18 protein-coding genes and 1 tRNA gene are annotated in these 26,095 nt (G+C 69.1%); 9 read left to right on the top strand and 10 right to left on the bottom strand.

What is annotated here, in order from left to right; translation table 11 throughout:
* Nucleotides 1-83 precede the first annotated feature (83 nt).
* The 5 genes from JHW38_RS25440 to JHW38_RS07310 all read right to left on the bottom strand — a co-directional run bounded on the left by JHW38_RS25440 (nucleotide 84) and on the right by JHW38_RS07310 (nucleotide 8,439).
* A complete protein-coding gene (locus tag JHW38_RS25440; protein WP_242691372.1) occupies nucleotides 84-476 on the bottom strand; it encodes an acyl-CoA thioesterase in 393 nt (130 codons plus the stop codon).
* 281 nt (nucleotides 477-757) lie between these two features.
* Nucleotides 758-3,706: an excinuclease ABC subunit UvrA gene (gene uvrA, locus JHW38_RS07325; protein ID WP_207525316.1), complete on the bottom strand. Its 2,949-nt coding sequence runs from the start codon at nucleotides 3,704-3,706 to the stop codon at nucleotides 758-760.
* Between the two features lie 400 nt (nucleotides 3,707-4,106).
* Nucleotides 4,107-5,078 carry an OmpA family protein gene (locus JHW38_RS07320; protein WP_207525315.1) on the bottom strand — a complete coding sequence of 324 codons (972 nt, stop codon included), beginning with the start codon at nucleotides 5,076-5,078 and terminating at the stop codon, nucleotides 4,107-4,109.
* A gap of 578 nt (nucleotides 5,079-5,656) precedes the next feature.
* A complete protein-coding gene (locus JHW38_RS07315; protein WP_207525314.1) occupies nucleotides 5,657-7,750 on the bottom strand; it encodes a S8 family peptidase in 2,094 nt (697 codons plus the stop codon).
* Between the two features lie 488 nt (nucleotides 7,751-8,238).
* Complete coding sequence (locus JHW38_RS07310) at nucleotides 8,239-8,439, bottom strand: hypothetical protein (RefSeq protein WP_207525313.1); 201 nt, start codon at nucleotides 8,437-8,439, stop codon at nucleotides 8,239-8,241.
* 445 nt (nucleotides 8,440-8,884) lie between these two features.
* On the opposite strand from JHW38_RS07310, the gene rplU reads away from it, so the two are divergent.
* The 3 genes from rplU (at nucleotide 8,885) to cgtA (ending at nucleotide 10,750) form a co-directional block, all read left to right on the top strand.
* The gene (gene rplU / locus JHW38_RS07305; protein WP_057948185.1) at nucleotides 8,885-9,205 is read left to right on the top strand and encodes a 50S ribosomal protein L21; all 321 of its coding nucleotides are present in this window, start codon (nucleotides 8,885-8,887) and stop codon (nucleotides 9,203-9,205) included.
* Nucleotides 9,206-9,217: 12 nt separating this feature from the next.
* Nucleotides 9,218-9,478, top strand: a complete 261-nt coding sequence (rpmA, locus tag JHW38_RS07300) for a 50S ribosomal protein L27 (protein ID WP_057948184.1) — start codon at nucleotides 9,218-9,220, stop codon at nucleotides 9,476-9,478.
* A 204-nt stretch (nucleotides 9,479-9,682) separates the two neighbouring features.
* A complete protein-coding gene (gene cgtA / locus JHW38_RS07295) occupies nucleotides 9,683-10,750 on the top strand; it encodes an Obg family GTPase CgtA (protein WP_207525312.1) in 1,068 nt (355 codons plus the stop codon).
* Between the two features lie 292 nt (nucleotides 10,751-11,042).
* Here the strand turns inward: cgtA and rpsT are convergent, their stop codons facing one another.
* Nucleotides 11,043-11,315: a 30S ribosomal protein S20 gene (gene rpsT, locus JHW38_RS07290; protein WP_207525311.1), complete on the bottom strand. Its 273-nt coding sequence runs from the start codon at nucleotides 11,313-11,315 to the stop codon at nucleotides 11,043-11,045.
* 197 nt (nucleotides 11,316-11,512) lie between these two features.
* On the opposite strand from rpsT, the gene murJ reads away from it, so the two are divergent.
* The 5 genes from murJ (at nucleotide 11,513) to ispH (ending at nucleotide 18,951) form a co-directional block, all read left to right on the top strand.
* A complete protein-coding gene (murJ, locus tag JHW38_RS07285; protein ID WP_207525310.1) occupies nucleotides 11,513-13,141 on the top strand; it encodes a murein biosynthesis integral membrane protein MurJ in 1,629 nt (542 codons plus the stop codon).
* 149 nt (nucleotides 13,142-13,290) lie between these two features.
* The gene (locus JHW38_RS07280) at nucleotides 13,291-14,304 is read left to right on the top strand and encodes a bifunctional riboflavin kinase/FAD synthetase (protein WP_207525309.1); all 1,014 of its coding nucleotides are present in this window, start codon (nucleotides 13,291-13,293) and stop codon (nucleotides 14,302-14,304) included.
* A gap of 148 nt (nucleotides 14,305-14,452) precedes the next feature.
* Nucleotides 14,453-17,311 carry an isoleucine--tRNA ligase gene (gene ileS, locus JHW38_RS07275; RefSeq protein ID WP_242691371.1) on the top strand — a complete coding sequence of 953 codons (2,859 nt, stop codon included), beginning with the start codon at nucleotides 14,453-14,455 and terminating at the stop codon, nucleotides 17,309-17,311.
* Nucleotides 17,312-17,393: 82 nt separating this feature from the next.
* The gene (gene lspA / locus JHW38_RS07270) at nucleotides 17,394-17,921 is read left to right on the top strand and encodes a signal peptidase II (protein WP_207525307.1); all 528 of its coding nucleotides are present in this window, start codon (nucleotides 17,394-17,396) and stop codon (nucleotides 17,919-17,921) included.
* A 79-nt stretch (nucleotides 17,922-18,000) separates the two neighbouring features.
* Nucleotides 18,001-18,951 (top strand): 4-hydroxy-3-methylbut-2-enyl diphosphate reductase, encoded by a 951-nt coding sequence (gene ispH / locus JHW38_RS07265; protein ID WP_207525306.1) that lies wholly within the window; start codon nucleotides 18,001-18,003, stop codon nucleotides 18,949-18,951.
* Nucleotides 18,952-19,129: 178 nt separating this feature from the next.
* Here ispH and JHW38_RS07260 read toward each other — a convergent pair whose 3' ends face one another.
* The 4 genes from JHW38_RS07260 to JHW38_RS07245 form a co-directional block, all read right to left on the bottom strand.
* Nucleotides 19,130-20,743 carry a hypothetical protein gene (locus JHW38_RS07260; protein ID WP_207525305.1) on the bottom strand — a complete coding sequence of 538 codons (1,614 nt, stop codon included), beginning with the start codon at nucleotides 20,741-20,743 and terminating at the stop codon, nucleotides 19,130-19,132.
* Between the two features lie 716 nt (nucleotides 20,744-21,459).
* Nucleotides 21,460-21,535 (bottom strand) — tRNA-Thr (locus JHW38_RS07255).
* Between the two features lie 396 nt (nucleotides 21,536-21,931).
* The gene (locus JHW38_RS07250; protein WP_207525304.1) at nucleotides 21,932-22,942 is read right to left on the bottom strand and encodes a glycoside hydrolase family 16 protein; all 1,011 of its coding nucleotides are present in this window, start codon (nucleotides 22,940-22,942) and stop codon (nucleotides 21,932-21,934) included.
* 194 nt (nucleotides 22,943-23,136) lie between these two features.
* On the bottom strand, nucleotides 23,137-23,619 hold the full coding sequence (locus JHW38_RS07245; protein ID WP_207525303.1) for a hypothetical protein: 483 nt from the start codon (nucleotides 23,617-23,619) through the stop codon (nucleotides 23,137-23,139).
* A gap of 315 nt (nucleotides 23,620-23,934) precedes the next feature.
* Here JHW38_RS07245 and JHW38_RS07240 point away from each other — a divergent pair, with 315 nt between their 5' ends.
* Nucleotides 23,935-26,091, top strand: a complete 2,157-nt coding sequence (locus JHW38_RS07240; protein WP_207525302.1) for a type I secretion system permease/ATPase — start codon at nucleotides 23,935-23,937, stop codon at nucleotides 26,089-26,091.
* The last annotated feature ends 4 nt before the right edge of the window (nucleotides 26,092-26,095 follow it).

Raw genomic sequence — 26,095 nt, 5'->3', positions numbered from 1 at the left:
CCGCGACAACGCAACTACGCCGAAACTAGCGTCGTAATTGCGTTGTCGCGGTCGCGGCTCGCGCCGCTCCTACAAAAAAGCTATCAGGCGGCCGTGCAGGCCCGGCGCACGGGCTCGGGCAACGCCGCCGGTTGCCCGGTTTCGCGATGGATCCACACCATCACCACGTTGCCGTCGCAATACACCGCGCCGGGATCGCTGGCGCCGACGATGCGGTGGCCGATGCTGAGGCTGGTGTTGCCGAGGCGTTCGACGAACAGCTCGATGTCGATCTCGTTCGGCCACTCGATCGGCCGGCGATAGTTCAGGTGCGCGGCCGCGACCACCGGTGCGACGTGTTCGTCCATGCCGTGGCCGGGCAGGGTCACCATCCAGCGCAGGCGCGCTTCCTCGAGGTAGCTGAGGAACTTGGAGTTGTTGACGTGGTTGAACGCGTCGAGGTCGCGCCAGCGCACCGACAGCGGCACCCGGATCAGCGCGGCCGGGGCGACGGCGACGGATTCGAGCAACTGCGGCGGCGCGGGCTGCGGCTGCGCCGGCGCGACGGCGCGCTCTGGCTGCGCAGGCCGCGCCTCGGCGGACGGCGTCGCAGCGACGGCTTCGACGGCCGCCGCTTCGGCGACGGCTGCGGCCGGCGGTTGCGCCGGCGCGGCGGTGTCGGTCTTGCGCTTGCGCGGCGCGCGCTTGCGCGGCGCCGTTTTCTGCTCGGTTCGCTTGCCGGCCTTGGCCTTGGGCTTGGCTTCGTTGTTGCTGTCGGTCATGCGGCGGATTTCTTCTTGGCGCGCGCGGCCGGCGCGTCGGTCTTGGCGGTCTTCTTGGGCGCGGCCTTGGCGGCCTTGGCCGGCTTCGCGTCGCTGCCGACCGCGCCCGGCACCGGCATCCCCAGCATCGGCGCGAGGAAGCGGCCGGTGTAGGACTGCGGCAGCGAGGCGATGTGCTCGGGCGTGCCGGTGGCGAGGATGGTGCCGCCGCGGTGGCCGCCTTCCGGACCCAGGTCGATGACCCAGTCGGCGGTCTTGATGACGTCGAGGTTGTGCTCGATCACGACCACGGTGTTGCCGTCGTCGCGCAAGCGGTGCAGCACCGCCAACAGATGCTCGATGTCGTGGAAGTGCAGGCCGGTGGTGGGCTCGTCGAGGATGTACAAGGTGCGGCCGGTGTCGCGCCGCGACAGTTCCTTCGACAGCTTGACGCGCTGCGCCTCGCCGCCCGACAGGGTGGTCGCGCTCTGGCCGAGCTTGATGTAGCTCAGGCCCACGTCCATAAGCGTTTCCAGCTTGCGGCCGATGCTGGGCACGTTCTCGAACAGCGCCAGCGCCGCCTCGACCGTCATTTCCAGCACGTCGTTGATGTTGTAGCCCTTGTACAGGACTTCCAGCGTCTCGCGGTTGTAGCGCTTGCCGTGGCAGACGTCGCAGGGCACGTACACGTCCGGCAGGAAGTGCATTTCGACCTTGATGAGGCCGTCGCCCTGGCAGGCTTCGCAGCGGCCGCCGCGCACGTTGAAGCTGAAGCGGCCCGGCGAATAGCCGCGCGAGCGCGCTTCCGGCACCTGCGCGAACAGTTCGCGCAGCGGCGTGAACAGGCCGGTGTAGGTGGCCGGGTTCGAACGCGGGGTGCGCCCGATCGGCGACTGGTCGATGTCGACGACCTTGTCGAACAGCTCGATGTTCTCCACCGACTTGTGCGGCGCCGGCGTCTGCGCCGCGCCGTTGAGTTCGTTGGCGGCGATGACGTAGAGCGTGTCGTTGATCAGCGTGGACTTGCCCGACCCCGAAACGCCGGTGACGCAGGTCAGCAAGCCCGCCGGAATCGCCAGATCGACGTCCTTGAGGTTGTTGCCGGTGGCGCCGCGCAGATGCATCGTCGCCTTCGGGTTGGGCTTGTGCCGGTTCTTCGGGATGTCGATCTTGCGCTTGCCGCTGAGGTACTGGCCGGTCAGCGAACGCGGCGCCTTGAGCACGTCCTGCAGCTGCCCTTGCGCGATCACTTCGCCGCCGTGCACGCCGGCGCCGGGGCCGATGTCGACGACATAGTCGGCCAGGCGGATCGCGTCCTCGTCGTGTTCGACCACGATTACCGTGTTGCCGAGGTCGCGCAGCCGGGTCAGGGTGCCGAGCAGGCGTTCGTTGTCGCGCTGGTGCAGGCCGATCGACGGCTCGTCGAGCACGTACATCACCCCGACCAGGCCGGCGCCGATCTGGCTGGCCAGGCGGATGCGCTGGGCCTCGCCGCCGGACAGCGAGTCGGCCTTGCGTTCGAGCGTGAGGTAATCCAGGCCGACGTCGACCAGGAAGCGCAGGCGGTCGACGATCTCCTTGACGATCTTGACCGCGATCTCGCCGCGCCAACCCGGCAGCTGCAGGGCCTTGAAGAAGTTCAGCGCCTCGTCGACCGGCAGCACCACCAGTTCCGGCAGCCCGCGTTCGGCCACGAACACGTTGCGCGCGGCGCGGTTGAGGCGCGCGCCGCCGCAGTCGGGGCAGGGGCGCTGGCTGATGAACTTGGCCAATTCCTCGCGCACCGCGGCCGATTCGGTCTCGCGGTAGCGCCGCTCCAGGTTCGGCACGATGCCTTCGAAGCGGTGCTTGCGCTGGCTGCGGCCGCCGTTCTCGGTGATGTAGCTGAAGCTGATGAGCTCGTCGCCGCTGCCGTACAGCACCGCCTTCTGCTGGGCGGCGCTGAGCGACTGCCACGGCGTGTCGACGTTGAACTTGTAGTGCTTGGCCAGCGACTGGATCAGCTGGAAGTAATAGGCGTTGCGGCGGTCCCAGCCGCGCACCGCGCCGGCCGCGAGCGACAGCTCCGGGTGCACGACCACGCGCGCCGGATCGAAGAACTCGGCCACGCCGAGCCCGTCGCAGGTCGGGCAGGCGCCGACCGGCGAGTTGAACGAGAACAGCCGCGGTTCCAGCTCCGGCAGCGAGTAGTCGCAGACCGGGCAGCTGTACTTGGACGAGAACAGCAGCGGCGCTGCGTCGGCGTTGTCCAACGACATCACCTGGGCCATGCCGTCGCCGAGCTTGAGCGCGGTTTCGAAGGATTCGGCCAGGCGCTGCTTGATGTCCTCGCGCGGCTTGAAGCGGTCGATCACCGCCTCGATGGTGTGCTTGACCCGCAGCGCCAGCGGCGGCACCGCGTCGATCTCGTACAGCGCGCCGTCCACGCGCACGCGCACGAAGCCCTGCGCGCGCAGCTGCTCGAACACCTGGGCGTGCTCGCCCTTGCGCTCGCGGATGACCGGCGCCAGCAGCATGTAGCGCTGTTCCGGATCCAGCGCGATCGCCTGATCGACCATCTGGCTGACGGTCTGCGCTTCCAGCGGATAGTGGTGGTCCGGGCAGCGCGGACTGCCGACGCGCGCGTACAGCAGGCGCAGGTAGTCGTAGATCTCGGTGATCGTGCCGACGGTCGAGCGCGGATTGTGCGACGTCGACTTCTGTTCGATCGAGATCGCCGGCGACAAGCCTTCGATGTGGTCGACATCGGGCTTTTCCATGACCGACAGGAACTGCCGGGCGTAGGCCGACAGCGACTCGACGTAACGGCGCTGGCCTTCGGCGTAGATGGTGTCGAAGGCCAACGAGGACTTGCCCGAACCGGACAGTCCGGTGATCACGATCAGCTTGTCGCGCGGCAGATCGAGATCGATGTTCTTGAGGTTGTGCGTCCGCGCGCCGCGGATGCGGATGTAGTCCAGCGCCATCGGGTGCCTGCAAGGGGGAGGGTCGCCGGCGCGGAAGGCGACGGCGAACAGGGGAGCGTATCGAGTGGGGGAGATGGGGGCAAATCCGCGCAACGGAAGACGCGGCGGGCGCCGCGGGCGATGTCGGCGCAGGCCCGTGGGGCGTGGCTCGCGCGCTGGGACGGGCGCGTGGCCGGGTCCGCGGCGGCGCGGCGGACATCGCGCAAATGCGCGGCCCGCAAGGCGTTGGGAGGGCCTGCGGGCCCGGCGCTCGCGTCCCAGATCGCGGCGAGTTGAGACGAAAACGTCGGGCCCGAGGACCCTGCCAACGGACGCGGCCTTGGCCGCGTCTGTCTTCTTCGTTCAGATTCGGGCGGCCGCGGCCGGTTCGAGCGTCCGCGGGCCCGTTCGATTCAGGGCGCTACTTGACCGCATTGAACCGCGCCGGCGTCGCCGCCGTGCCGGTTTCGCCGCGGGTGTCGAGCGCGCCGGGGTTGGCGCCGGCGACGATCAGCTGGACCTTGACCGCCTCGGCGCGCTGACGCGACAGGATCTCGTTGTCGGCCGGCTGGCCGGCGCCGCCGCCCGGGCCGACGATCTCGTAGCGCGCGTCCTTCGGCCCGGCGTTGATGGCCTTGGCCGCGCGGCTGAGGATGTCGAGGCTGGCCGGCGCGATGCGCGCGCCGCCTTCCTCGAAGCGCACCTCGATCTTGTTCAGCGCCTGCGCGATCTCGCCGGCGCCGGACTTGCCCGGCACCAGCGCCGCCAGCGCCTGCGCCGCGGCGTCGCTGGACGCGGCGGCGCCGCCGACGCCCTCGAACAGGCCGCCGTAGCGGAAGCCGGGGAACAGGGTCTTGGCCTTGTCCAGCAGCAGCGCGCGGTCGGCGTCGTTGACCTGGCCGCTGAGTTCGATGCTCTGGCCTTCGAAGGTGACCGCGACGCCGGGCATGCCGAGCGCGGCGACGAACTGCGGCAGCTTGTCCTGCCACGGCGCCGGCTTGACCGCCTTGGCGACCTCCAGGTCGCCGGAAATCTGCCCGGCGTAGGCCTGGGCGAGGGCGACGCTGAGCGCCTTGCGGGTGGCTTCGCTGTCGACCCGGCCGTCGTAGCGGATCGCGCCGTTGTTGTTGGCCAGGCCGAGCCGGGCTTCGACCGGGGTCACCGGCGCCGGCGCGACGGCCGGCGCGGCGTTGGCGGCGGGCGCGGCGTCGCCGGCCGGGGCGGCGTCGCGGTTGCAGGCGCTCAGGCCGGCGAGCGCCATGAGAAGCGCGGCGCCGGCGAGCAGGCCGTGGGCCGGGCTTGCGGCGCGCGGGACGCTGCGGCCGGTGTCGGTGTCGGTGTCGCGGGCGTTGCGGATGAGGTGGCCGATGGCGTTGGAGCGGGTAGTGCGCATGGAGTCTCCGCGGGTTGTGGCTTGGAGGAACGCGGGTGGTGCCGGCGGTCGATGCGGGGCTGGAGAAACGAGCGATGCGCGAGCCGGCAGTGCGGCGCTCATCGTTGCTGCGGATGGGGTGCTGCGAATGGGGTGCTGCGAATGGGGTGCTGCGAATGGGGTGCTGCGAATGGATGGAGTCTGCGCTGCCGGACAAGTTCCCGTTCGTTGCAGTGCGCGTCGCGTGCTTCCCTCCTATGTCCTGCGAACCAACCTGCCGTCATTCCCGCGAACGCGGGAATCCAGGGCTTCTCGAGCGAGAACGCTGGTGGACCTCGCGTTGCGACGCATCGGATCCCGGTCGGGCGGCATCGTCGCGATGAAACCCTGGATTCCCGCGTTCGCGGGAATGACGGTAGGTAAGTTCGTACGAAGACCGGAGGGCGGCGCAACGAGCGTCGGCCGACAGTGCGCAAGCATCCGAGCCGAACAACGCCGCAATGCGCCCGGCCGCAAACCCGGCAACCCATCGCGACACGCGCGCCCGCAAACACGAAGGGCCCGGCGCACCGGGCCCTTCGCTTAACGCTGCGCTGGGATCAGCGGCTCGAGTTGTAGGTGATCTCGACCGGATCGTCGCATTCCTGCGTACCGTTGTTGCACACCTTGTAGCTCATGGTGCCGCTGCCGATGATGCGGAAGGTATCGGTATTGGCGCCGGTGTTGCGAACCGTCTTCAGGATCGCGCCGTTGCGCCAGATGTCGATGTTCTTCTTGCCCTTCTCCCACGACAGGTTGACCGAGGTGCGGTGGTTCGGCAGCGCGCTGGCCTTGGCGTCGAGACGGCGCGGATAGTTCGCGTCGACGAAGCTCGGGTACAGCGACATACCGGCCGAAGCGCGGTAGCCCTTGATCTGCACGTACCACACGCCGCCCTTCGGGGTCGGGAAGAAGCAGGTCTCGTTGTTGGACGAGGTGAACGGACGGCAGTCGTACGAGGTGCTGGTCGGCTCGGAACCGTACTTGACGTAGATGTCCGAGTCGCCGGTGCCGCCGTACATCGCGAACAGCAGGTTCGACGCGCCGTTCGGCACCAGCAGCTGGTAACGCAGGATGCCGTTGGCGCCGACTTCGATGTTGGTCACGGTGATGCCGTTCTCCAACTCGGTCGCCGGCTCGGGTTCCGGCGCCTGCGGATCCGGCGGCAGCGCTTCGGTGCCCTTGGCCACCGCGACCGCGTAACGCGCGTCGACGATGCCCGAGCCGCACCAGTTGCTCCAGCTGCAGCCGCCCGGCTGGCCGCCGACGTGCGCGGTGTTGACCAGGATCTTCTCGATCTCGGCCGGGGTCTTCGGGGTCGAAGCCGCCGACTGCATCAGCGCGACCACGCCGGCCACGTGCGGAGCGGCCATCGAGGTGCCGGCCATCCACGCATAGCCTTCGCCTTCCTGGCCCTGCAGGCCCAGGTTCAAGGTCGACAGGATGTTGTCGGCCGCGGGGTTCGCGCCCGAGCCGCCCGGCGCGGCGACGTCGATCTTGTTGCCGAAGTTGGAGTAGCTCGCCAGCGCGCCGGTCGGGCCGACCGCCGAAATCGCGATCACGTTGTCGCAGTTGGCCGGCGAGAAGTTGGCCACGTCGCCGCCGGAGTTGCCGGCCGCGATGACCACCGTGGTGCCGCGCGCGCGGGCCGCGGCGAACGCGGTCTGCTCGGCCGCGCTGCACGCGCCGGAGCCGCCGAGGCTGAGGTTGATGACCTCGGCCGGAGTGGCGTTGTCGGGCACGCCGGTGACGCTGCCGCCGGAGGCCCAGGTCACCGCATCGATGATGTCGGAGGTGTAGCCGCCGCACTTGCCGAGCACGCGCACCGGCTGGACCTTGGCGTTCGGCGCGACGCCGGCCACGCCGACGCCGTTGTTGGTCACCGCGGCGATGGTGCCGGCGACGTGGGTGCCGTGCCAGCTGCTGTCCTCGGGAATGCCGAAGATGTTGCACTCGCCGTCGTGCCAGTCGCCCGGATCGTTCGGATCCGCATCGCGGCCGTCGCCGTCGACGCTGACTTCGGGATCTGCGATGAAGTCGTAGCCCGGCAGGATGTTGGCGTTGAGATCGCTGTGCGGGGTGATGCCGGTGTCGAGCACCGCGACCACGATGCCGTCCCCCTTGGCGATGTCCCAGGCCGGTTCGAGGTTGAGGCCGCCCGGGCCGTTCTTGTAATGCCACTGCTGGGCGTAGCCCGGATCGTTGGGGATCATCGCCGGGAACTTCAGCTGATCCTGCACGACCTCGACGATGCTCGGGTCGTTCTTCATCAGCTCGATCGCCAGCTCCTTGGTGGCGGCGACGTCGAGCGGGGTGTCGGTCTTGATCAACTGCGAGCCGGTCGCCAGCGTGCGCATCGGCTTGATGCCGACGCCGAGCGCGGCCGCGGCCTTGGCGTACTGCTGGTTCATCGCGGCCGCGCTGACCTTGGCGTTGGCGCCCGGCGCGCGGGTGATGATGAAGCGGCTGGAGGTGGTGGCCTGGTTCTGCTTGGCGGCGGCCAGCTTGGCCGCCTTCGGCGAAGCCGCGGCCTTGGCCGACGGCACCTTGTTGAGCGCCGGCAGCTTACCGCCGGAATAGGCGACCGGTGCGATCACCACGGCAGTCGCCAGCGCCAGAGCGGTCCATTTCATCGAACGTGCTTTGCGAGTCATGACAAACTTCCTTGATCCTTCGTTGCGCATGATCCCCTTCGCATCCCCTGTCGAGCGTCGGGCCTTGGTCCGCGCAGGCGTCGTGCGGGACGCCGGAGCGGGACTTGCTTGGCGCGACGCGCGCGGCGCATGGCCGGCGCGTCAGCCGTATGTCGGGCGCGCACTCGTCCGCATCCATGCGCGGCGCGCGGCGCGAAGCCGGGCGGCGTGGAAAGCGTTCGATGAGTGCGTGCTTGAGCGCAGGGACGCTGCGCCGGTTGGCGGTGTGTTGACGAGACAGCAAGCTGAAGACTGCAAGCCCATGCAGGACGTCCCCGATGACGCGACAGCACCATGCTGGCCCGCGTGCGTCGCACGCGCTGCGCAAGGACGGTGCCGATCCATGTCGCGCGACCCCCTGCAAGTCGCTCGCGTTCGAAGCTAATTGAGCGCGCACGTGGCATGCAAGTGTCATCGAAGCCGTGCTAGCCGGATGAATGCGACTGAGCTCACATACGTACGCAGCGCGCATTCGCGGTGCCGTCGCGGCGAGGTTCGCGCGGCCCTGGAATTGCAGGCGTTTTCGTCGGCGCGGATTTCGCCGCGACGATGCGCGCGGATTTTTTCGCGGAAAAAGTTTCTTTCGGAAGTGTGAACTTCGTCGGCGCGCTTTCTGATGCGCTGCGGGCCATTTTTTTGAGCGCCGCCACTGTTCTTGTGCGCGCATGCGACTGAGTGCGAGCGCGATGCGCGATCCGGTGCGAATTTGTTTCTGTTGCGGAATCGCGGCGCTGCGTTGGCGAAAGCGGCGAAGCCGCGGCGAGCCCGAAGGCGATGCGGGCGCGAGCGGCCGGTGCGGATTTCCGGACCGATGCGCGCCGGGCCGGGCGGGGCGGGGCGGCGAGCGGCCGGGACCGCTCCGCAGGCGCATTCAGGGGGCGGCGAAGGACGTGGACTGAGAACTCGGTCCGTGGCTGGCCTGGCAACTTATTCGTAACTGATTGATTTTCCGTGAAAAACACCCTGCGAGGGCATGCCCGCCCGGTCCGCCGGACCCGCATGGTTGCCGTAACTCGCTGAAGTGCCTACAATTCCGCTTCTGTCCGTCCGTTCCTGGGCGGCGCAGGACCAAAATAACTACAGAGGAAGATGGTCATGTACGCAGTTCTGGTCACCGGCGGTAAGCAATACCGCGTGATGCAAGGCGAGACGCTCCGCGTCGAGCTGCTGGACGTCGAAGCCGGCAGCGAAATCAAGTTCGACACCGTCCTGATGCTCGGCGACGGCGAAGGCATCAAGATCGGCGACGCGCTCAAGGGCGCCAGCGTCACCGCCACGGTCGTCGGCCACGGCCGCGCCGACAAGGTGCGCATCGTCAAGTTCCGCCGCCGCAAGCACCATCGCAAGCAGATGGGCCACCGTCAGCACTACACCGAAATCCAGATCACCGGCATCGCCGGTGGCGACAACAAGTAAGGAGCAGCAGCCATGGCACACAAAAAGGGCGTAGGTTCCACCCGCAACGGCCGCGACTCCAACCCGAAGTACCTCGGCGTGAAGATCTACGGCGGCCAGGCCATCGAAGCCGGCAACATCATCGTGCGTCAGCGCGGCACCCAGTTCCACCCGGGCGCCAACGTCGGCCTCGGCCGCGACCACACCCTGTTCGCGCTGGTCGACGGCAAGGTCGAGTTCTCGACCAAGGGCCCGAAGAGCCGCCGCACCGTCAGCGTCGTCGCCGCCGAGTAATCGCGCCGCGACGTTGCCGCGAGGAGCCCCGCTTCGGCGGGGTTTTTCGTTTCAGGGCAGGGAACGAAGGCGGGGCAGGGAGCATCGATTCCCGCGCGCTCCGCTCTTCCCCGCCTGCCGAGCCGGCAGGGCGCCGGGGTCGAGTAGACTCCGTGTGCCGCGCCGCGCCCATTCCCCGTTTTCCGGTTCCCTAATTCCCGCCTTATGAAACTCGTAGACGAAGCAGAAATCCAAGTCATCGCCGGCAACGGCGGCAACGGCTGCGTCGGTTTCCGTCGCGAGAAGTTCATTCCGCTCGGCGGGCCGGACGGCGGCGACGGCGGCGCCGGCGGCAGCGTCTGGCTGGTCGCCGACGAGAACGTCAACACCCTGGTCGACTTCCGCCACCAGCGCCAGTTCCGCGCCCAGCGCGGCGAGAACGGCATGGGCCGGCAGGCCTACGGCAAGGGCGGCGACGACCTGATCATCGTCGTGCCGGTCGGGACCACGGTCACCAACGTCGAGACCGACGAAGTCATCGGCGATCTGACCGCGCACGGCGACCGCCTGCTGGTCGCGCGCGGCGGCAAGGGCGGCCTGGGCAACATGCATTTCAAGAGCTCGGTCAACCGGACGCCGCGCAAGGCGCTGCCGGGTCTGCCGGGCGAGGAGCGCGAGCTCAAGCTCGAGCTCAAGCTGCTCGCCGACGTCGGTCTGCTCGGTTTCCCGAACGCCGGCAAGAGCACCCTGATCCGCGCGGTGTCGGCGGCGACGCCGAAGGTCGCGGACTATCCGTTCACCACGCTGTATCCGAACCTCGGCGTGGTCAGCGTCGAGGCGCACCGCAGCTTCGTCATCGCCGACATTCCGGGCCTGATCGAAGGCGCGGCCGACGGCGCCGGCCTCGGCGCGCAGTTCCTGCGCCACCTGCAGCGCACGCGCCTGCTGCTGCATCTGGTCGACATCGCGCCGATGGAAGGCGGGGTCGAAGGCCTGACGCCGGCCGAGCAGGTGCGCGCGATCGAGAACGAATTGCGCAAGCACGACCCGGAGCTGCTGCTCAAGCCGCGCTGGCTGGTGTTCAACAAGTCCGACCTGCTGCTCGACGAGGAGCGCGAAGAAGTCGTGCGCGCGACCCTGGCCGAGCTGGACTGGCAGGCGCCGTGGTACGTGGTGTCGGCGATCGGCCGCGAAGGCACCGCGCCGATCATGCGCGAGGTGATGGCCTTCTTCGACCGTCAGCGCGAAGAGGCGCTGGAAGCCGCCAACGCCGCTGCCGGCCATGCGCCCTGAGCCTCGGGCTCGGCATCGTCAAAACGTGAACCCGTCGCGGCGCTTGAGGCGCCGCGGCTGCGCGTTGCGCGCGCGTCGCGCGGGCGACTTCAATTTCGCTTCACCGGCCGCGCCGAAGATGCGCGGCATGTTCGCGTCCGCGGCCACGTTCGTTCCCGCACCGCTGCGCGCACGCGGGCAGGGCGCAGTGCTCGCTGCGCGCGCTGAAGCGGACGCAAAAACGCAGGCAAACAAAAACCCGGCCGAGGCCGGGTTTTTGCGTTTCGCTGCGGCCCGTGCGGGCCGCGACGAATCAAGCGGCGGTAGCCAGCGCCTTGATGCGCGCGGCCAGACGGCTCTTGTGGCGGGCGGCCTTGTTCTTGTGGATCAGGCCACGGGCGCTGAAACGGTCGAGGATCGGCTGAGCGACGTCGAAGGCGGACTTGGCACCGGCGGCGTCGTTCTCGCCGAGGGCCTTGAGCACCTTCTTGACCGCGGTGCGCAGCATCGAACGCTGGCTGCCGTTACGGGCGTTGCGCACGAGGGTCTGCTTGGCGCGCTTCTTGGCGGACTTGATGTTTGCCACGGTGAATTCCTGAAAATTTGGGTTGAAAACGTGAATGAAGCTGGACGAAAGACGAGGCGCTGCGGGCTGGCCGAAACCGCCTGTAGCGCAATCGCGGAAAATCAGACCCAAAAGTATGGGCGATTCAGGGGCTTGCGTCAACCCGGCGGGTTTGGGACAAGTCGGGGCCCGGTGCGGCCGGGCCGGGGAGGGCGGGCATGAGTAAGGGCGGCCTGCTGCGTTCCTCGGTGGTGTTCAGCGCGATGACCTTCATCTCGCGGATCACCGGCCTGATCCGCGACCAGGTCTACGCCTGGCAGTTCGGCGCCAGCCCGGCGATGGACGCGTTCTTCATCGCGTTCAGGATCCCGAACTTCATGCGCCGGCTGTCGGCCGAGGGCTCGTTCTCGATGGCCTTCGTGCCGGTCCTGGCCGAGTACAAGGAAAAGCACGACCACGCTGCGGTCAAGGAGCTGGTCGACCGGGTCACCGGCACCCTGGCGGCGGCGCTGCTGGCGCTGACCGCGGTGGTGGTGCTGGCCGCGCCCTGGGTCATGGGCGTGTTCGCGCCCGGCTTCGCGCCCGGCAGCGAGCAGTACCTGCTGGCCACGCAGATGCTGCAGATCACCTTCCCGTACGCCTTGTTCATTTCGCTGGCCTCGCTGGCCGGCGGCGTGCTCAACAGCTACGAGAAATTCGCGGTGCCGGCGTTGTCGCCGGTGCTGCTGAACATCTCGATGATCGCCGCGGCCGCCGCGGCCGCGCCGCTGATGCGGCCGTTCGGCGCCGAACCGGTGCTGGCGCTGGCCTGGGGCGTGTTTTTCGCCGGCGTGCTGCAACTGGTGTTCCAGCTGCCGGCGCTGGCGAAGCTCGGCCTGCTGCCGCGGCCGCGCTGGGGCTGGCAGCACTCGGGCGTGCGCAAGATCCTGCGGCTGATGGTGCCGACCCTGTTCGGCTCGTCGGTGGCCCAGCTCAATCTGCTGCTGAACACCGCGCTGGCCTCGTTCCTGATCGTCGGCAGCGTCAGCTGGCTGTATCTGACCGACCGGCTGCTGGAATTCCCGCTCGGCATGTTCGGCGTCGCGATCGGCACGGTGATCCTGCCGCATCTGTCCAAGCGCCACGCGGCGACCGACAGCGACGGCTATTCGCGCGCTTTGGACTGGGGCTTCCGCCTGTGCCTGCTGATCGGCGTGCCGGCCTGCCTGGGCCTGGTGCTGTGCGCCGAGGCGCTGATCGCGGCGCTGTTCCAGTACGGCCGGCTGACCCCGCAGGACACCCAGATGATCCGCCTGAGCCTGATGGCGCAGTCGACCGCGGTGCCGGCGTTCCTGCTGGTGAAGGTGCTGGCGCCGGCGTTCTATTCGCGCCAGGACACCAAGACGCCGGTCAAGTCGGCGGTGGTGTCGGTCGCGGTGAACCTGCTGTCGACGGTCGGCCTGCTGTTGCTGGCGGTGCATTTCAGCGACGCCGGCCGCGCCGCGTTGGCGCGCGGAGCGAGCCTGACCCAGGCGCTCGGCGAGGTGCCCGGCGCGCATGCCTGCCTGGCCCTGGCGATCGCCATCGCCGGCTGGACCAACGCGCTGCAACTGGCCTGGTACCTGCGCCGGGCGCGGGTCTACCAGCGTCAGCCCGGCTGGGGCCGGTTCCTGCGCCAGATCGGCGTGGCCAGCGTCGGCCTCAGCGCGGTGGTGCTGTTCCTGCTGTGGCTGTGGCCGGGCTGGACCGGCTGGCCGTGGTGGGAGCGGGCGTGGAAGCTCGCGGTCGTGGTCGGCGCCGGCGGCGCGGCGTATGCGGCGCTGCTGTGGCTGCAGGGCATCCGGCCGCGCGATTTGCGCGGGCATTGAGTCCTGGCGCGCCTTCGACCGCTGCCGGCGGGCGAACGGCGCCCAACCGCGGCGTCCGGTGCCATTGAGAGCGCCGGCCGCCGGCTATACTTCTTGATTCATCCTTCAAGCCGTATCCCGGGCGACCGGGTCGCCACGCCAGAATCCGAATGAGCAGGCTGTTTCGAGACGTCGACCGCGGGACGCGATGCCCGCACGGCAGTGTGGTCTGCATCGGCGCCTTCGATGGCCTGCACCTGGGCCACCGCGCGCTGGTGCGCCACACGGTCGCGCGCGCCCGCGCCCTGGGCGTGCCGGCGGTAGCGCTGAGCTTCGAGCCGCTGCCGCGCGAGTTCTTCGCCCCGGCCGCGCCGCCGCCGCGGCTGTTGTCGCCGCGGGCCAAGGCCGCCGGCCTGCTGGCGCTGGACGCCGATCAGGTCGGCCTGCTGCGCTTCAACCGCGAACTCAGCAGCTGGAGCGGCGAGGAATTCGTCGAACGCGTGCTGGTGCGGCAACTGGCCGCGCGCGAAGTCTGGGTCGGCCCGGAGTTCCGCTTCGGCAAGGCGCGCGGCGGCGACATCGCGCTGCTGCGGCGCATGGGCGAAGCCGCCGGCTTCGGCGCGCACGAGATCGAGCCGGTGCACCTGGACGGCGAACGCGTGTCCAGCACGCGCATCCGCGAAACCCTGCTCGCCGGCGACTTCGCCGCGGCCGCGCGCCTGCTCGGCCGGCCGTACGCGATCGGCGGCCATGTGGTGCGCGGACAGCAGCTCGGCCGCACCCTCGGCTTTCCGACCGCCAACCTGCGTTTCGGCGGCAAGACCCCGGCCTTGTCGGGCATCTACGCGACCTGGGTGCACGGCATCGGCGAGCGGCCGCGGCCGTCGGTGTCGAGCCTGGGCACGCGTCCGACCGTGGCCGGCGTCGAGCCGCTGCTGGAGGCGCATCTGTTCGATTTCGACGGCGACCTGTACGGTCGCAGGATCGAGGTCGAATTCGTCGCCCACCTGCGCGCCGAGCTCAAGTTCCCCGACCTGGCGACGCTGACCGAGCAGATGCACCGCGACGCCGCGCAAGCGCGCGAGTCGCTGGCGCTGGATGCGCAGCGCCGCCGCCTGATTCCGGCTTCGCCGCCCGATCCGCTGCGCGCGGCCGATGCCGGCGCGGCCGAAAGAACCGCGTGATCCGCAGCGCGAACCCTTAGCAACGAACGCCAACCCGACCAATCCGCCGAAGACCCGTCCGAGACCCGCTGTGACCAACGACCCGAGCCAACCCGCCGCCGGCAACCCGTACAAGGCCAGCTTGCTGCTGCCGGCGACCGAATTCCCGATGCGAGGCGACCTGCCCAAGCGCGAGCCGGAAATCCTGGCGCGCTGGGAAAGCGAAGGCCTGTATCAGCGAATTCGCGAGAAGGTGAAGGACCGCGAGCGCAGCTTCGTGCTTCACGACGGCCCGCCGTACGCCAACGGCGAGATCCACATCGGCCACGCGCTCAACAAGGTGCTCAAGGACATCGTGGTGCGCTCCAAGCTGCTGTCCGGCTTCGACGCGCCGTATGTGCCGGGCTGGGACTGCCACGGCCTGCCGATCGAGACCAAGGTCGAGAAGACCTACGGCAAGGTCGGCGAGAAGCTCGACGCCGCCCAGTTTCGCGCCAAGTGCCGCGAGTACGCCGCGACCCAGGTCGACCTGCAGCGCCGCGACTTCAAGCGCCTGGGCGTGATCGGCGATTGGGAGAATCCTTACCTGACCATGGATTTCCGCTACGAGGCGGACATCATGCGGTCGCTGGCCAAGATCGTAGAACGCGGCCATCTGGTGCGCGGCTCCAAGCCGGTGCATTGGTGCTTCGATTGCGGCTCGGCGTTGGCCGAGGCCGAGATCGAGTACCACGACAAGGAATCGACCCAGATCTACGTCCGCTATCCGGTGCTCGACCGCAAGCGCGTGTTCGACGTGTTCGGGATCGAGGACGACGGCAGCCCGCTGTCGGTGCCGATCTGGACGACCACGCCGTGGACGCTGCCGGCGAGCCTGGCGGTGTCGATGGGCCCGCAGGTCGAGTATTCGCTGGTTCGGATCGAGCCTAGCGAGGAGGCCTTGTTCAAGGAGCCGGGCGCGCGTCCGGAATATCTGCTGATCGCCAACGAGCTGGTCAGTGCGGTGCTGGCCGCGATCACCGACGCCGAGGCGCTCAAGCAGGGCCACAGCGTCGAGACCCGCGATTGGTCCTCGCATCCGGGCGAGGCCTTCGAGGGCCTGCGCCTGCGCCATCCGTTCTACGCCGAGCGCGAAATCCCGGTGCTGCTGGGCGACCACGTCACCACCGACGCCGGCACCGGCGCGGTCCACACCGCGCCCGGCCACGGCCAGGAGGACTACGCGGTGTCGCTGAAGTACGGCCTGATCGCGCGCTACAACGCGGCGCAGATCAATCCGGTCGACGGCCGCGGGCTGTATCTGCCGTCGACGCCGCCGGTCGGCGAGCATGTGCTCGCCGGCAAGCACATCTTCAAGAGCGACGACTTGCTGCTGCAGATCCTGCGCGAGCAGGGCGCTTTGCTCGCGCGCGGCCGGATCAAGCACAGCTATCCGCATTGCTGGCGGCACAAGACGCCGGTGGTGTTCCGCGCCACGCCGCAGTGGTTCATCTCGATGGAGCAGGCCGGCCTGCGCCGCGATGCGCTGAAGGCGATCCCGGGCGTGACCTGGATCCCGGGCTGGGGCGAGTCGCGCATCTACAACATGATCGAGAGCCGTCCGGACTGGACCATCTCGCGCCAGCGTTACTGGGGCGTGCCGATCGCGCTGTTCTTCCATCGCGAGACCGGCCAGCCGCATGCGCGCACGGTCGAGATCATGCGCCAGGTCGCCGACGCGGTGGAACGCGAGGGCGTGGACGCGTGGTACGCGATGACCGCCGAGCAGTTGCTCGGCGAGGAGGCCGGCGATTACGAGAAGGTCACCGACATCCTCGACGTCTGGTTCGATTCCGGCGCCAGCCACGAATGCGTGCTCGCGCAGCGGCCGCAGGACGGCCTGCGCAAGCCGGCCGACCTGTACCTGGAAGGCTCCGACCAGCACCGCGGCTGGTTCCACAGCGCGCTGCTGACCGGCGTGGCGATGGACGGCGTGGCGCCGTACCGGCAAGTGCTGACGCACGGCTTCACCGTCGACGAGCAGGGCAAGAAGCAGTCCAAGTCGCTCGGCAACGTGGTGGTGCCGCAGAAGGTCATCGATGCGATGGGCGCGGACGTGCTGCGCCTGTGGGTCGCCTCGACCGACTTCAGCGCCGAGATGTCGGTGTCGGACAAGATCCTCAAGCAGAACGCCGACGTCTACCGCCGCATCCGCAACACCGCGCGCTTCCTGCTCGGCAACCTCAGCGGCTTCGATCCGGCGCGCGATCTGACGGCGCTGGAGGACATGGTCGCGCTCGACCGCTGGATCGTGCACCGCGCCAGCGAAGTGCAGGACCGCATCGCCGGCGCGTACGAGCGTTACGACTTCGCCGAGATCGTGCAGGTGCTGTCGAACTTCTGCAGCGTCGACCTGGGTTCGCTGTACCTGGACGTGACCAAGGACCGCCTGTACACCATGCGCGAGGATTCGCGCGGCCGCCGTTCGGCGCAGAGCGCGATGTACCGCATCGCCGAAGCGTTCGTGCGCTGGATCGCACCGGTGCTGGCGTTCACCGCCGACGAAATGTGGCGGCACCTGCCGGCCAACACCGAAAGCGGCGCGCGCGAAGGCAACGTGCTGTTCGCTACCTGGTACGACGGCCTGGCGCCGTTGCCGGCGGATGCGGCGCTGTCGGACGAGGACTTCAAGCGTCTGCTGGAGCTGCGTGAGAGCGTGACCCGCGCGCTCGAGCCGATGCGTGCGGCCGGCGAGATCGGCGCGGCGCTGGAAGCGGAGATCACCCTGCGTTGCGGCGTCGCCGACCAGAACTGGCTGGCGCCGCTGACCGACGAGCTGCGCTTCTTGTTCATCAGCGGCGACGTCGAAGTGGTGGCCGACGACGGCATCCAGGACATCGCCGTGCTCGCGGCCAAGACCGGCAAGACCAAGTGCGTGCGCTGCTGGCACTACCGCGCCGACGTCGGTTCCGACCCGAAGCACCCGGAGCTGTGCGGACGCTGCGTCAGCAACGTCGAAGGCCCGGGCGAACAGCGCCGCTGGTTCTGAGCCACCGCGGCGCGCGCCGCAAAGCGCGCGCCGCTTCTCCGCTTCCGATCCCTATCCGATTCCTCTACCGACTGCCGAGCCGATGACCGCAAGCACCCCCGCCAAGAACGCGTTGCCCTGGCTGATCGTCTCGATCGTGGTGATCGCGCTCGACCAGTGGAGCAAGAACTGGGTGCTGGCCTCGCTGCCGGAGTACACCCCGGTGGTGGTGATCGAAGGCTTCTGGAACTGGTACCGCAGCTACAACACCGGTGCGGCCTTCAGCTTCCTCAGCGACGCCGGCGGCTGGCAGAAGTATTTCTTCCTGGTCCTGGCGGTCGGCATCAGCGGCCTGCTGGCGCGCTGGCTGGCGCGCACGCCGCGCGGCGACTGGAAGACCGCGCTGCCGTATTCGCTGGTCATCGGCGGCGCGATCGGCAACGTCATCGACCGGCTGATGCACGGCCACGTGGTCGACTTCATCCAGTGGTACTGGCGCACCTGGTACTGGCCCTCGTTCAACATCGCCGACGCAGCCATCGTCGGCGGCGCCATCGGCATCGCCGCGTTCGGGCTGTTCAGCAAGCCCGAGGCGGAGCGGCGCGAACCGGGCTTGGGCAACAAGGGCTGACCGCGGCGTTTCGCGCAGTCCCGGCTCAGCCCAGCCCTCGTTCCAGCCCGCCCGCCGCGACCGGAGTACAATCGCGCCCATGGACGTCCTGCTCGCCAATCCCCGCGGCTTCTGCGCCGGCGTCGACCGCGCCATCGAAATCGTCAAGCGCGCGATCGAAACCCTCGGCGCGCCGATCTACGTGCGCCACGAAGTCGTGCACAACCGTTTCGTCGTCGACGACCTCAAGCACCGCGGCGCGATCTTCGTCGAGGAGCTCGACGAGGTGCCCGATGGCGCCACCGTGATCTTCAGCGCCCATGGCGTGTCCAAGGCGGTGCGCGCGGAAGCCGAACGGCGCGCGCTGAAAGTGTTCGACGCGACCTGCCCGCTGGTGACCAAGGTCCACCTGGAAGTCTCGCGCCATTGCCGCGCCGGGCGCGACGTGGTGCTGATCGGCCACGAAGGCCATCCCGAAGTCGAAGGCACGATGGGGCAGTGGAAGCGCGAAGCCGGTTCCGGCCAGATCTATCTGGTCGAGGACGTCGACGACGTCGCCGCGATGCAGGTCGACCAGCCGGAAAACCTCGCCTACACCACCCAGACCACCTTGTCGGTCGACGACACCCGCAGCGTGATCGAAGCCCTGCGCGCCAAGTACCCGGCGATCCAGGGGCCTAAGAACGACGACATCTGCTACGCCACCCAGAACCGCCAGGACTCGGTGCGCGAACTCGCCGCGCGCTGCGATCTGGTGCTGGTGGTGGGCTCGCCGAACAGCTCCAACTCCAACCGCCTGCGCGAGCTGGCCGAACGCGAAGGCGTGGCCGCCTACCTGATCGACGGCGCGATCGAGATCGATCCGCGCTGGGTCGAAGGCCGCCAGCGCATCGGCATCACCGCCGGCGCCTCGGCGCCGGAAGTGCTGGTGCGCGGCGTGATCGACCGCCTGCGCGAACTCGGCGCGCTGCATGTGACCGAGCTCGACGGCGAGCAGGAAAGCATGGTGTTCGCGCTGCCGAAGGAACTGCGCCTGCAATTGATCAACTGAGCTTCGCGCGCATCGGCGCGCGCAGCGATCCGCGATACGAACGCATACACGGCCGGTCCTTGCGGAACCGGCCGTTGTTTTTTCCGTTCGCGCCTCGTGCAAGCGCAACTGCGGCGCGGCGGACGGCCCCGAAGGCCCGCCCGCCGCGCCGCTGCCCCGAACCGTCGTTACGACGCGATCAGCGCCCCGGCAGGATCTTGCAGGCCGGATCGTTCATCTGCGCATCCACCAAGCCGTACGTCGCCGGCGCGCTGCCGCGCTTGGCCACGTTGGCGAAGCCGAAGCCGCGCACGTCGCCGGTGACGGCGAACGCATCGACGCGGTACGCCGCCGGCGACGGGCCGCCGGCGCTGAGCGCGCGTCCGGCCGGCTGGCCTTGCGGTTGCACCGAGCGCAGTCGGCCCTTCGCGACCAGGCCCTGGCCGCTGCCGCCGAAGCCGCTGTCGATGGTCGAGAACCAGCCGCTTTCGCTGAAGCCGATCCAGCGGCCCGGATTGACCGGGTCGGCGAGGCAGTAAGTGGTCGCCGCCACCTTCGCCAGACCGATGCGGTTCTCGTCGCTGAGCCACGCCGCGACGATCATGCGGCCGCTGCCGGGGATGGCGAGGTCGATGAAGTAATCCTCGTTGCCGCCGAATTCGATCGGCGCGACGGTGAAGGTCGTATCGACTGAGCCATCGGGATTCACGCGCTGCAAGCGGCCCGGCTTCGGCGCGGCGCCGGTGGCGTTGCCGACCACGAGCACGCGGCCGTCGGCCTGGCGCGCCAGACGCCCGGAGATTTCCAGGTCCGGCCGGTGATAGGTGGTGTCGAGGCTGCCGTCGGCGTTGTGGCGCAGCAAGGTGCCGCGCACACCGCTGCCGGCGACGATCGGATGGCTGCTGAGGAACTTGCCGTCGGTCTGCAACACCAGGCCTTGCGCGCCGGCGTTGAGGCCGGTGATGCGGTCGATGGTGGTGCCGTCCTTGCCGAACTTCGCGTCGGCGCGGCCGTCGCCGAGGTAACGCGCGATCAGGTTCCAGCGCCCGCCGCCGCCGGCGACGACGATCTTGCTGTCGGGCTGCAGCACCACATGCTGCGCGCCGGCGCCGTTGGGCTGGTCGTCGTGCGGCGTCACCACCACGCCGTTGCGGCCGAACCAGCGGTCGGCCTGGCCGTCGCTGCGGTAGCGCGCGAGCAGCACCGCGTCGCGGCCGGTGTCCTCGTCCACGCGCTTGCCGGCGAGGACGATGCGGCCGTCGGCCTGTTGCGCGATGGCGTAGAAATCCTCGATGCCGCCGGCGTCGAGCGTCTGCACGCCGTCGCGCGAGAAGCCGCGGTCGGGCTTGCCGTTGGCGAGGAAGCGCAGCACCAGCGCGTTGCCCTGGTTGCCGCCGGCGACGAGGATGCGGCCGTCGGCCTGCACCGCGAGCGCGCGGCAGGCGGCCGGTTGCGCGCTGGATTCCAGCGAGATGCGCACTTCGCCGTCGGTGCCGAACGCAGGGTCGAGCTTGCCGTCGGCGCCGAAACGCACCAGCCGGCAATGCAGGCGGCCGTCGGGCTGGGCGCTGTCGCTGCCGCCTTCGCCGATGGTGAGGATCTTGCCGTCGGCCTGGATCGCCACGGCGCGGACGAAGTCGTCGTTGACGGCGAAATCGCTGATCGCCAGGCCGCGGCGGCCGAACGCGGGATCGAGCACGCCGTCGGGCAGCTTGGCTTGCGCCGAGGCGGCGGCGAGGGTGGCGCCGATGGCGAACGCGAGCGGCAACACGCGGCTTCGCAGCCGGCGGCTTTGCAACACAGAACGGGTCATGAGGGGGCTCCTGCTTCGTCGAGAGTAGGCAACGGCGGCGGCCCCCTGCACCCGCGACCGCGCGGCGAGACTCGGCCATCGCGCGCGCCTGCGCTGCGGCGCGAGCGCACAAAACGCGACATGGGCGCGGGCGCGATGGTCCAAAGCGGCAACGCGGTCGCGGATTGCGGGGGTTGTGCGCGGGCGTTCGCGCAACGGCGGGTGCGATTGGGTGTGATGCGATTAGCGCTGTGGCGGGGCGCTTGGGTGCGGCTGCGCGGTGGCGCGAGGCGGTGCGGCGTTCGCTCGAGTGCGCTGGGAATCGACGCTGCGGTTGTTCGCGAGCGCGCGCGAGTCGTCGCGGCGATCGAGTGTCTGGCCGACCGGACGCGGCGATTGTTTGCGGCGGCGGATGCGCAGTGCGATGGCGGACGCGCGCAGGCTGCGTTTGCTTTCAGCGATGTGTCGCGAGGTATTCGGTTCGCATGCGATGAGGTTTGTACGCCGGAGGCGGATGCGGTGGTGCGCCGGTTCGACGATGGACGCGGCGGGTTTGTTTGGCGTGGGATGCCGGGCGGGCTGTGGCGCTGGGCGGCGGCGCGGTTGGAGGTTTTTTGGAGGGCGGGATGGAAAAGAAAAAGGCCCTGCTGGGTGGCAGGGCCTTTCGGGGTTTTTCCGGGAAGGGGCGCGGCCGTTGGATGCGGGGGCCGGGCGGGTGTTTCTTTCTCGGAGTTACGTGGTGCCGGAAATAGGAATCGAACCTACGACCTACGCATTACGAATGCGCCGCTCTACCAACTGAGCTATTCCGGCGAAGGAGGGCAATTCTAGGGGCTGGGGCAGGGACGGTCAATTCTGCCGGGACGCCATCGGTATGTTGGCGCGGTCGCGCCCGGCGCGGCCCCGGCGGGGGGCGGCCGAACCGTGCCCGGCGGCCGCAGCGGCCTGCCGGGGACGAATCGCGTCCTTCGTCTTGTCCGCGCGGGCATTCGGCGGTTTCAGTCTTGCCGGCTTGCCTTGCCTGGCCGCTGCCGCGCGCGCGTTGCGGCTTGCCCTGTGGCGTGCCCGACGCCGCGCTCAAGCCCGGTGTCGGCCGGGCGGACAGGCCATCGCGTGTTTCCCGGGCGACGGCGATCCGGTCGACGCTTCAGGCTCTGCCTGCCGCAAGACGCGCGCCGCGGGGACCGATGTCCCCGCAGCGCGCCGCGATCACAGCCCGCAGGGCGACGGCAGCACCGGATTCTGTTCCTTCACGTTGTCGACATAGGCCACCTTGGCGCCGCGCAGCTGCGCGATCTGCGCTTCCACGTCGGCGATCGACAGCGCCGCGCCTTCCTGGAAGAACACCCAGTCGATGTCCTGCTGGTACTCGCGCAGCTCCGGCGAGGCCACGGGGCCCTGCGAGCCGTCCGCGCCCTTGGGCATGAACCACAGGTTGAAGTTGATCGACATGAAGTCCTCCGGATACACCTTGCTGGAGTGCACCGAGAACAGCTTGCCGTCGACGTAGTAGCTGACCTTCTGGTCGGCGACGGTCAGCAGCAGGGTATGCCAGCCGGCGTAGCTGCCTTCCTGGCGGGTGAATTCGTTGACCTTGGTCCACGGCTCCAGCTGGAACGTGTCCCAGGTGGTGGTCCACATCGCCGGCTTGGCGTTTTCGCCCCAGCCGCCGTTGGGCAGGTATTCGAAGTCGGTCTCGCTGTAGTTCTTGTCCATCGGCGCCTTCAGCGGGCTGATGGCGTAGAAGGTCTGGATGACTTCGTCGCCGTCCGGGCCGTAGCTCGGCGCGTCGCGGAAGAAAATGCGCGCGGCGTAGGTGCCTTCGCGGTATTTGCGCGCGTGGCAGAACTGGGTCTGGCGAGTCTTCGCGGCGCTGCCGTCGGTGACCGAGCTCATCCGCACCGCGCCGCCCTGGGTGTCGGCGATGTCGGAATGGAAGGACAGGCCCTGCGCGGACCAGGCCGCGCCCTTGATGCCGGGGTGGCCGGTTTCGGTGCGGGCTTTCCAGCCGTGGTCGTTGAAGCCGGCTATGTCGGCGTAGGTGAAGTCGTCGAAGAAGAACGCGGCCTTCGCCGCGGCCGGCGCGGGCGCTGCGGCGGAGTCGGCGGATTGGGCGGGCTTGGACGCCGGGTCGGCGGCCGGGCCGGTCGCCGAATTGCAGCCGGCGGCGAGCAGGGTCAGGGCGAGCGCGCTGGCGCGAAAGAGTCGATGCTGCCGCATGGCGGGATGGGTCCTCGTGGCCGGTGGTGGGTCGCAGCCGGTGAACTTCTCTCGTTCATGACAACGTTGTCAAATCGGGCCGCCGCGGGGTTCGGGCAAAAACACCCAAAAACACAAAAAAAGCCCGTCGTTGTGGGCTTGGGAGCGGCCGGGCTCGGCGCTGGAACGCGCCGACAACGTTCGCGTACCCGGCCTCAGGGCGAGGCCGCGGGCAGCGGTTCGTAACCCGGCAGGTAGTAGCCGCGCGCTCCGGCTTCGCCGCTCAGCGCGCCGCCGTCGCAGCGATAGCTGCGCTCGTCGTAGGAGAACGTGGTGACGATCGCCTGGCGCTCGGGATCGCGGCGGCGGAACTGCGCGCCGATCTGGACGCGGTACTCGGCCTGCTCGCGGCCGCGTTCGACCACGCCGTCGCCGACGACCAGCATCTGCCGGGTCGTGCCCGGTTCGGTTTCGCGCGGCTGCGGCTCGGCCTGGGCGCGGTCGTCGCGCGCGGTCTGCTCGAGGAAGGCCTTGCAGGCGGCGTAATCGGGGAAGCTGCGCGGCGGGATCGGGAACCCGGGCAGGTGCCCGCTGGCGCGAACGGCGTGCGCGGCGACGAGCGCGGCAGCGCCGAGCACGGCGGCCGCGGCGTGGCGGCGCCAGGCGTGGCGACGGCGGTAAACGGCGAGATCGTCCATGAGCGAGGCTTGCTGTGCGAAAAGAGCGATGCGGTGCGCCGCCGCAGTATTGCAGATTCGCAGTCGCGAGGATGCGCTAGGCATGTGCGGCGGTGGTGCCGGAAGTCGTCGCACAGTCTTAAAGAACATGCCTGACGACGAAAAGATCGATCGCATCGGCAGGCAAAAAACCGCTTCGGCCTTCCGATCGTCCAAGCCCCTGCGTATTGATACTCGTCTGAATTGACAGCCTCGCGCGCTGGATAAGCCGCTGCTCGCGGTCAAGGAATGACATCCTGCGGCGTCGCTCGATCGTCAACAGCAGGTAGCTCAAGAATGTCGCAGGGAAGTGCGGCGCTTGCCGCCGTCGGGACGGGCAAGGCGTCCGAGCAGGAAGACCGCGCGCTCGCAGGGTTGGTCCTGCTGGCGCAATTCCACGGCATCGCCGCCGACGCGGCGCAACTCAGGCACCGGTTCGGGGTCGGCGCCGAAGGCTTCGACGAGACCCGGCTGCTGCTCGCCGCCCGGCATCTGGGGTTGAAGGCGCGGGTCGGCGAGCAACCGGCCGAGCGCATCGACCGGGCCAATCTGCCGGCGCTGGCGCTGCACCCGGACGGCGACGCCTTCGTCGTCGCCAAGGCCGGCGCCGATGCGGTGCTGATCCACGATCTGGCGCAGAAACGGCCGCTCAAGTTGAGCCGCGCCGAGTTCGCCGAGCGCTACCGCGGCCGCTTGCTGCAGGTCGCTTCGCGCGCGTCGGTGCTCGGCGAGCTGGCCCGGTTCGACTTCAGCTGGTTCGTGCCGGCGGTGGTCAAATACCGGCGCCTGCTCGGCGAAGTGCTGGTCGTGTCCTTCTTCATCCAGTTGTTCGCGCTGGTCACGCCGCTGTTCTATCAAGTGGTCATGGACAAGGTGCTGGTGCACAACGGCCTGACCACCCTGCACGTCGTCGCGGTCGGCCTGGCGGCGACGGCGTTGTTCGAAGTCCTGCTGTCGGGCATGCGCACCTACGTGTTCGCCCACACCACCAGCAAGATCGATGTCGAGCTCGGCGCGCGCCTGTTCCGCCACATCCTGGCGCTGCCGCTGGCGTATTTCGAGTCGCGGCGGGTCGGCGACACCATCGCCCGGGTGCGCGAGCTGGAGAACATCCGCGCCTTTCTGACCGGCCACGCCTTGACCAGCGCGCTCGACCTGCTGTTCACCGCGTCGTTCCTGGCGGTGATGGCTTATTACAGCGGCTGGCTGACTTTGATCGTGCTGGTCTCGTTGCCGCTGTACGCGCTGTGGTCGGCGGCGATCACGCCGACGCTGCGCAAGCGGCTGGAGGAGAAGTTCGCGCGCGGCGCCGAAAACCAGTCGTTCCTGGTCGAAACGGTGGCCGGCATCGGCACGATCAAGGCCGGCGCCGTCGACCCGCGCGTGACCCGCACCTGGGACAACCAGCTCGCCGGCTATGTCGGCGCGGCGTTCCGGGTGACCCGGCTGGCGACGATCGGGCAGCAGGGCGTGCAACTGGTGCAGAAACTGGCCAGCGTGGCGATCCTGTTCTGGGGCGCGCAGCTGGTGATCCGCGGCGAGCTGTCGATCGGCCAGCTGATCGCCTTCAACATGCTGGCCGGCCAGGTGGCCGCGCCGATCGTGCGCCTGGCGCAGCTGTGGCAGGATTTCCAGCAGGTCGGCATTTCGGTCGAGCGCCTCGGCGACATCCTCAACACCCGCACCGAACTGACCGGCAGCCGCATGGCGCTGCCGCCGATCCGCGGACGCATCCGCTTCGAGCAGGTCGGCTTCCGCTATCGCGCGGACGCGCCCGAGGCCTTGCAGGGCCTCGACCTGGACATCGCTGCGGGCGAGGTCGTCGGCATCGTCGGCCGCTCCGGCTCGGGCAAGAGCACGCTGACCAAGCTGGTCCAGCGCCTGTACGTGCCCGGGCGCGGCCGGGTGCTGATCGACGGCCACGACCTCGCCTTGGCCGATCCGGCCTGGCTGCGCCGGCAACTCGGCGTGGTGTTGCAGGAGAACTTCCTGTTCAACCGCTCGGTGCGCGAGAACATCGCGCTCAGCGATCCCGGCATGCCGATCGAGCGGGTGATCCACGCGGCCAAGCTGGCCGGCGCGCACGAGTTCATCGTCGAGCTGCCCGAAGGCTACGACACCGCGGTCGGCGAATACGGCACCGGCCTGTCCGGGGGCCAGCGCCAGCGCGTCGCGATCGCCCGCGCGCTGGTGACCGACCCGCGCATCCTGATCCTCGACGAGGCGACCAGCGCGCTGGACTACGAGTCCGAACACGCGGTGATGGCCAATATGCAGGCGATCTGCAAGGGCCGCACGGTGCTGATCATCGCCCACCGCCTGTCGACCGTGCGTCGCGCCGACCGCATCGTCGTGGTCGAGAAAGGCCGCATCGCCGAAAGCGGCAGCCATGCCGAGCTGCTCGGCCGCGCCGACGGCTATTACGCGTACCTGCACCGCCTGCAACAGGGCTGAGCCG

This window comes from Lysobacter enzymogenes (assembly GCF_017355525.1).
Taxonomy (GTDB): domain Bacteria; phylum Pseudomonadota; class Gammaproteobacteria; order Xanthomonadales; family Xanthomonadaceae; genus Lysobacter; species Lysobacter enzymogenes_C.
Note: the sequence above shows the minus strand (reverse complement) of the source record. Positions and strands in the feature narration are given on the sequence as shown.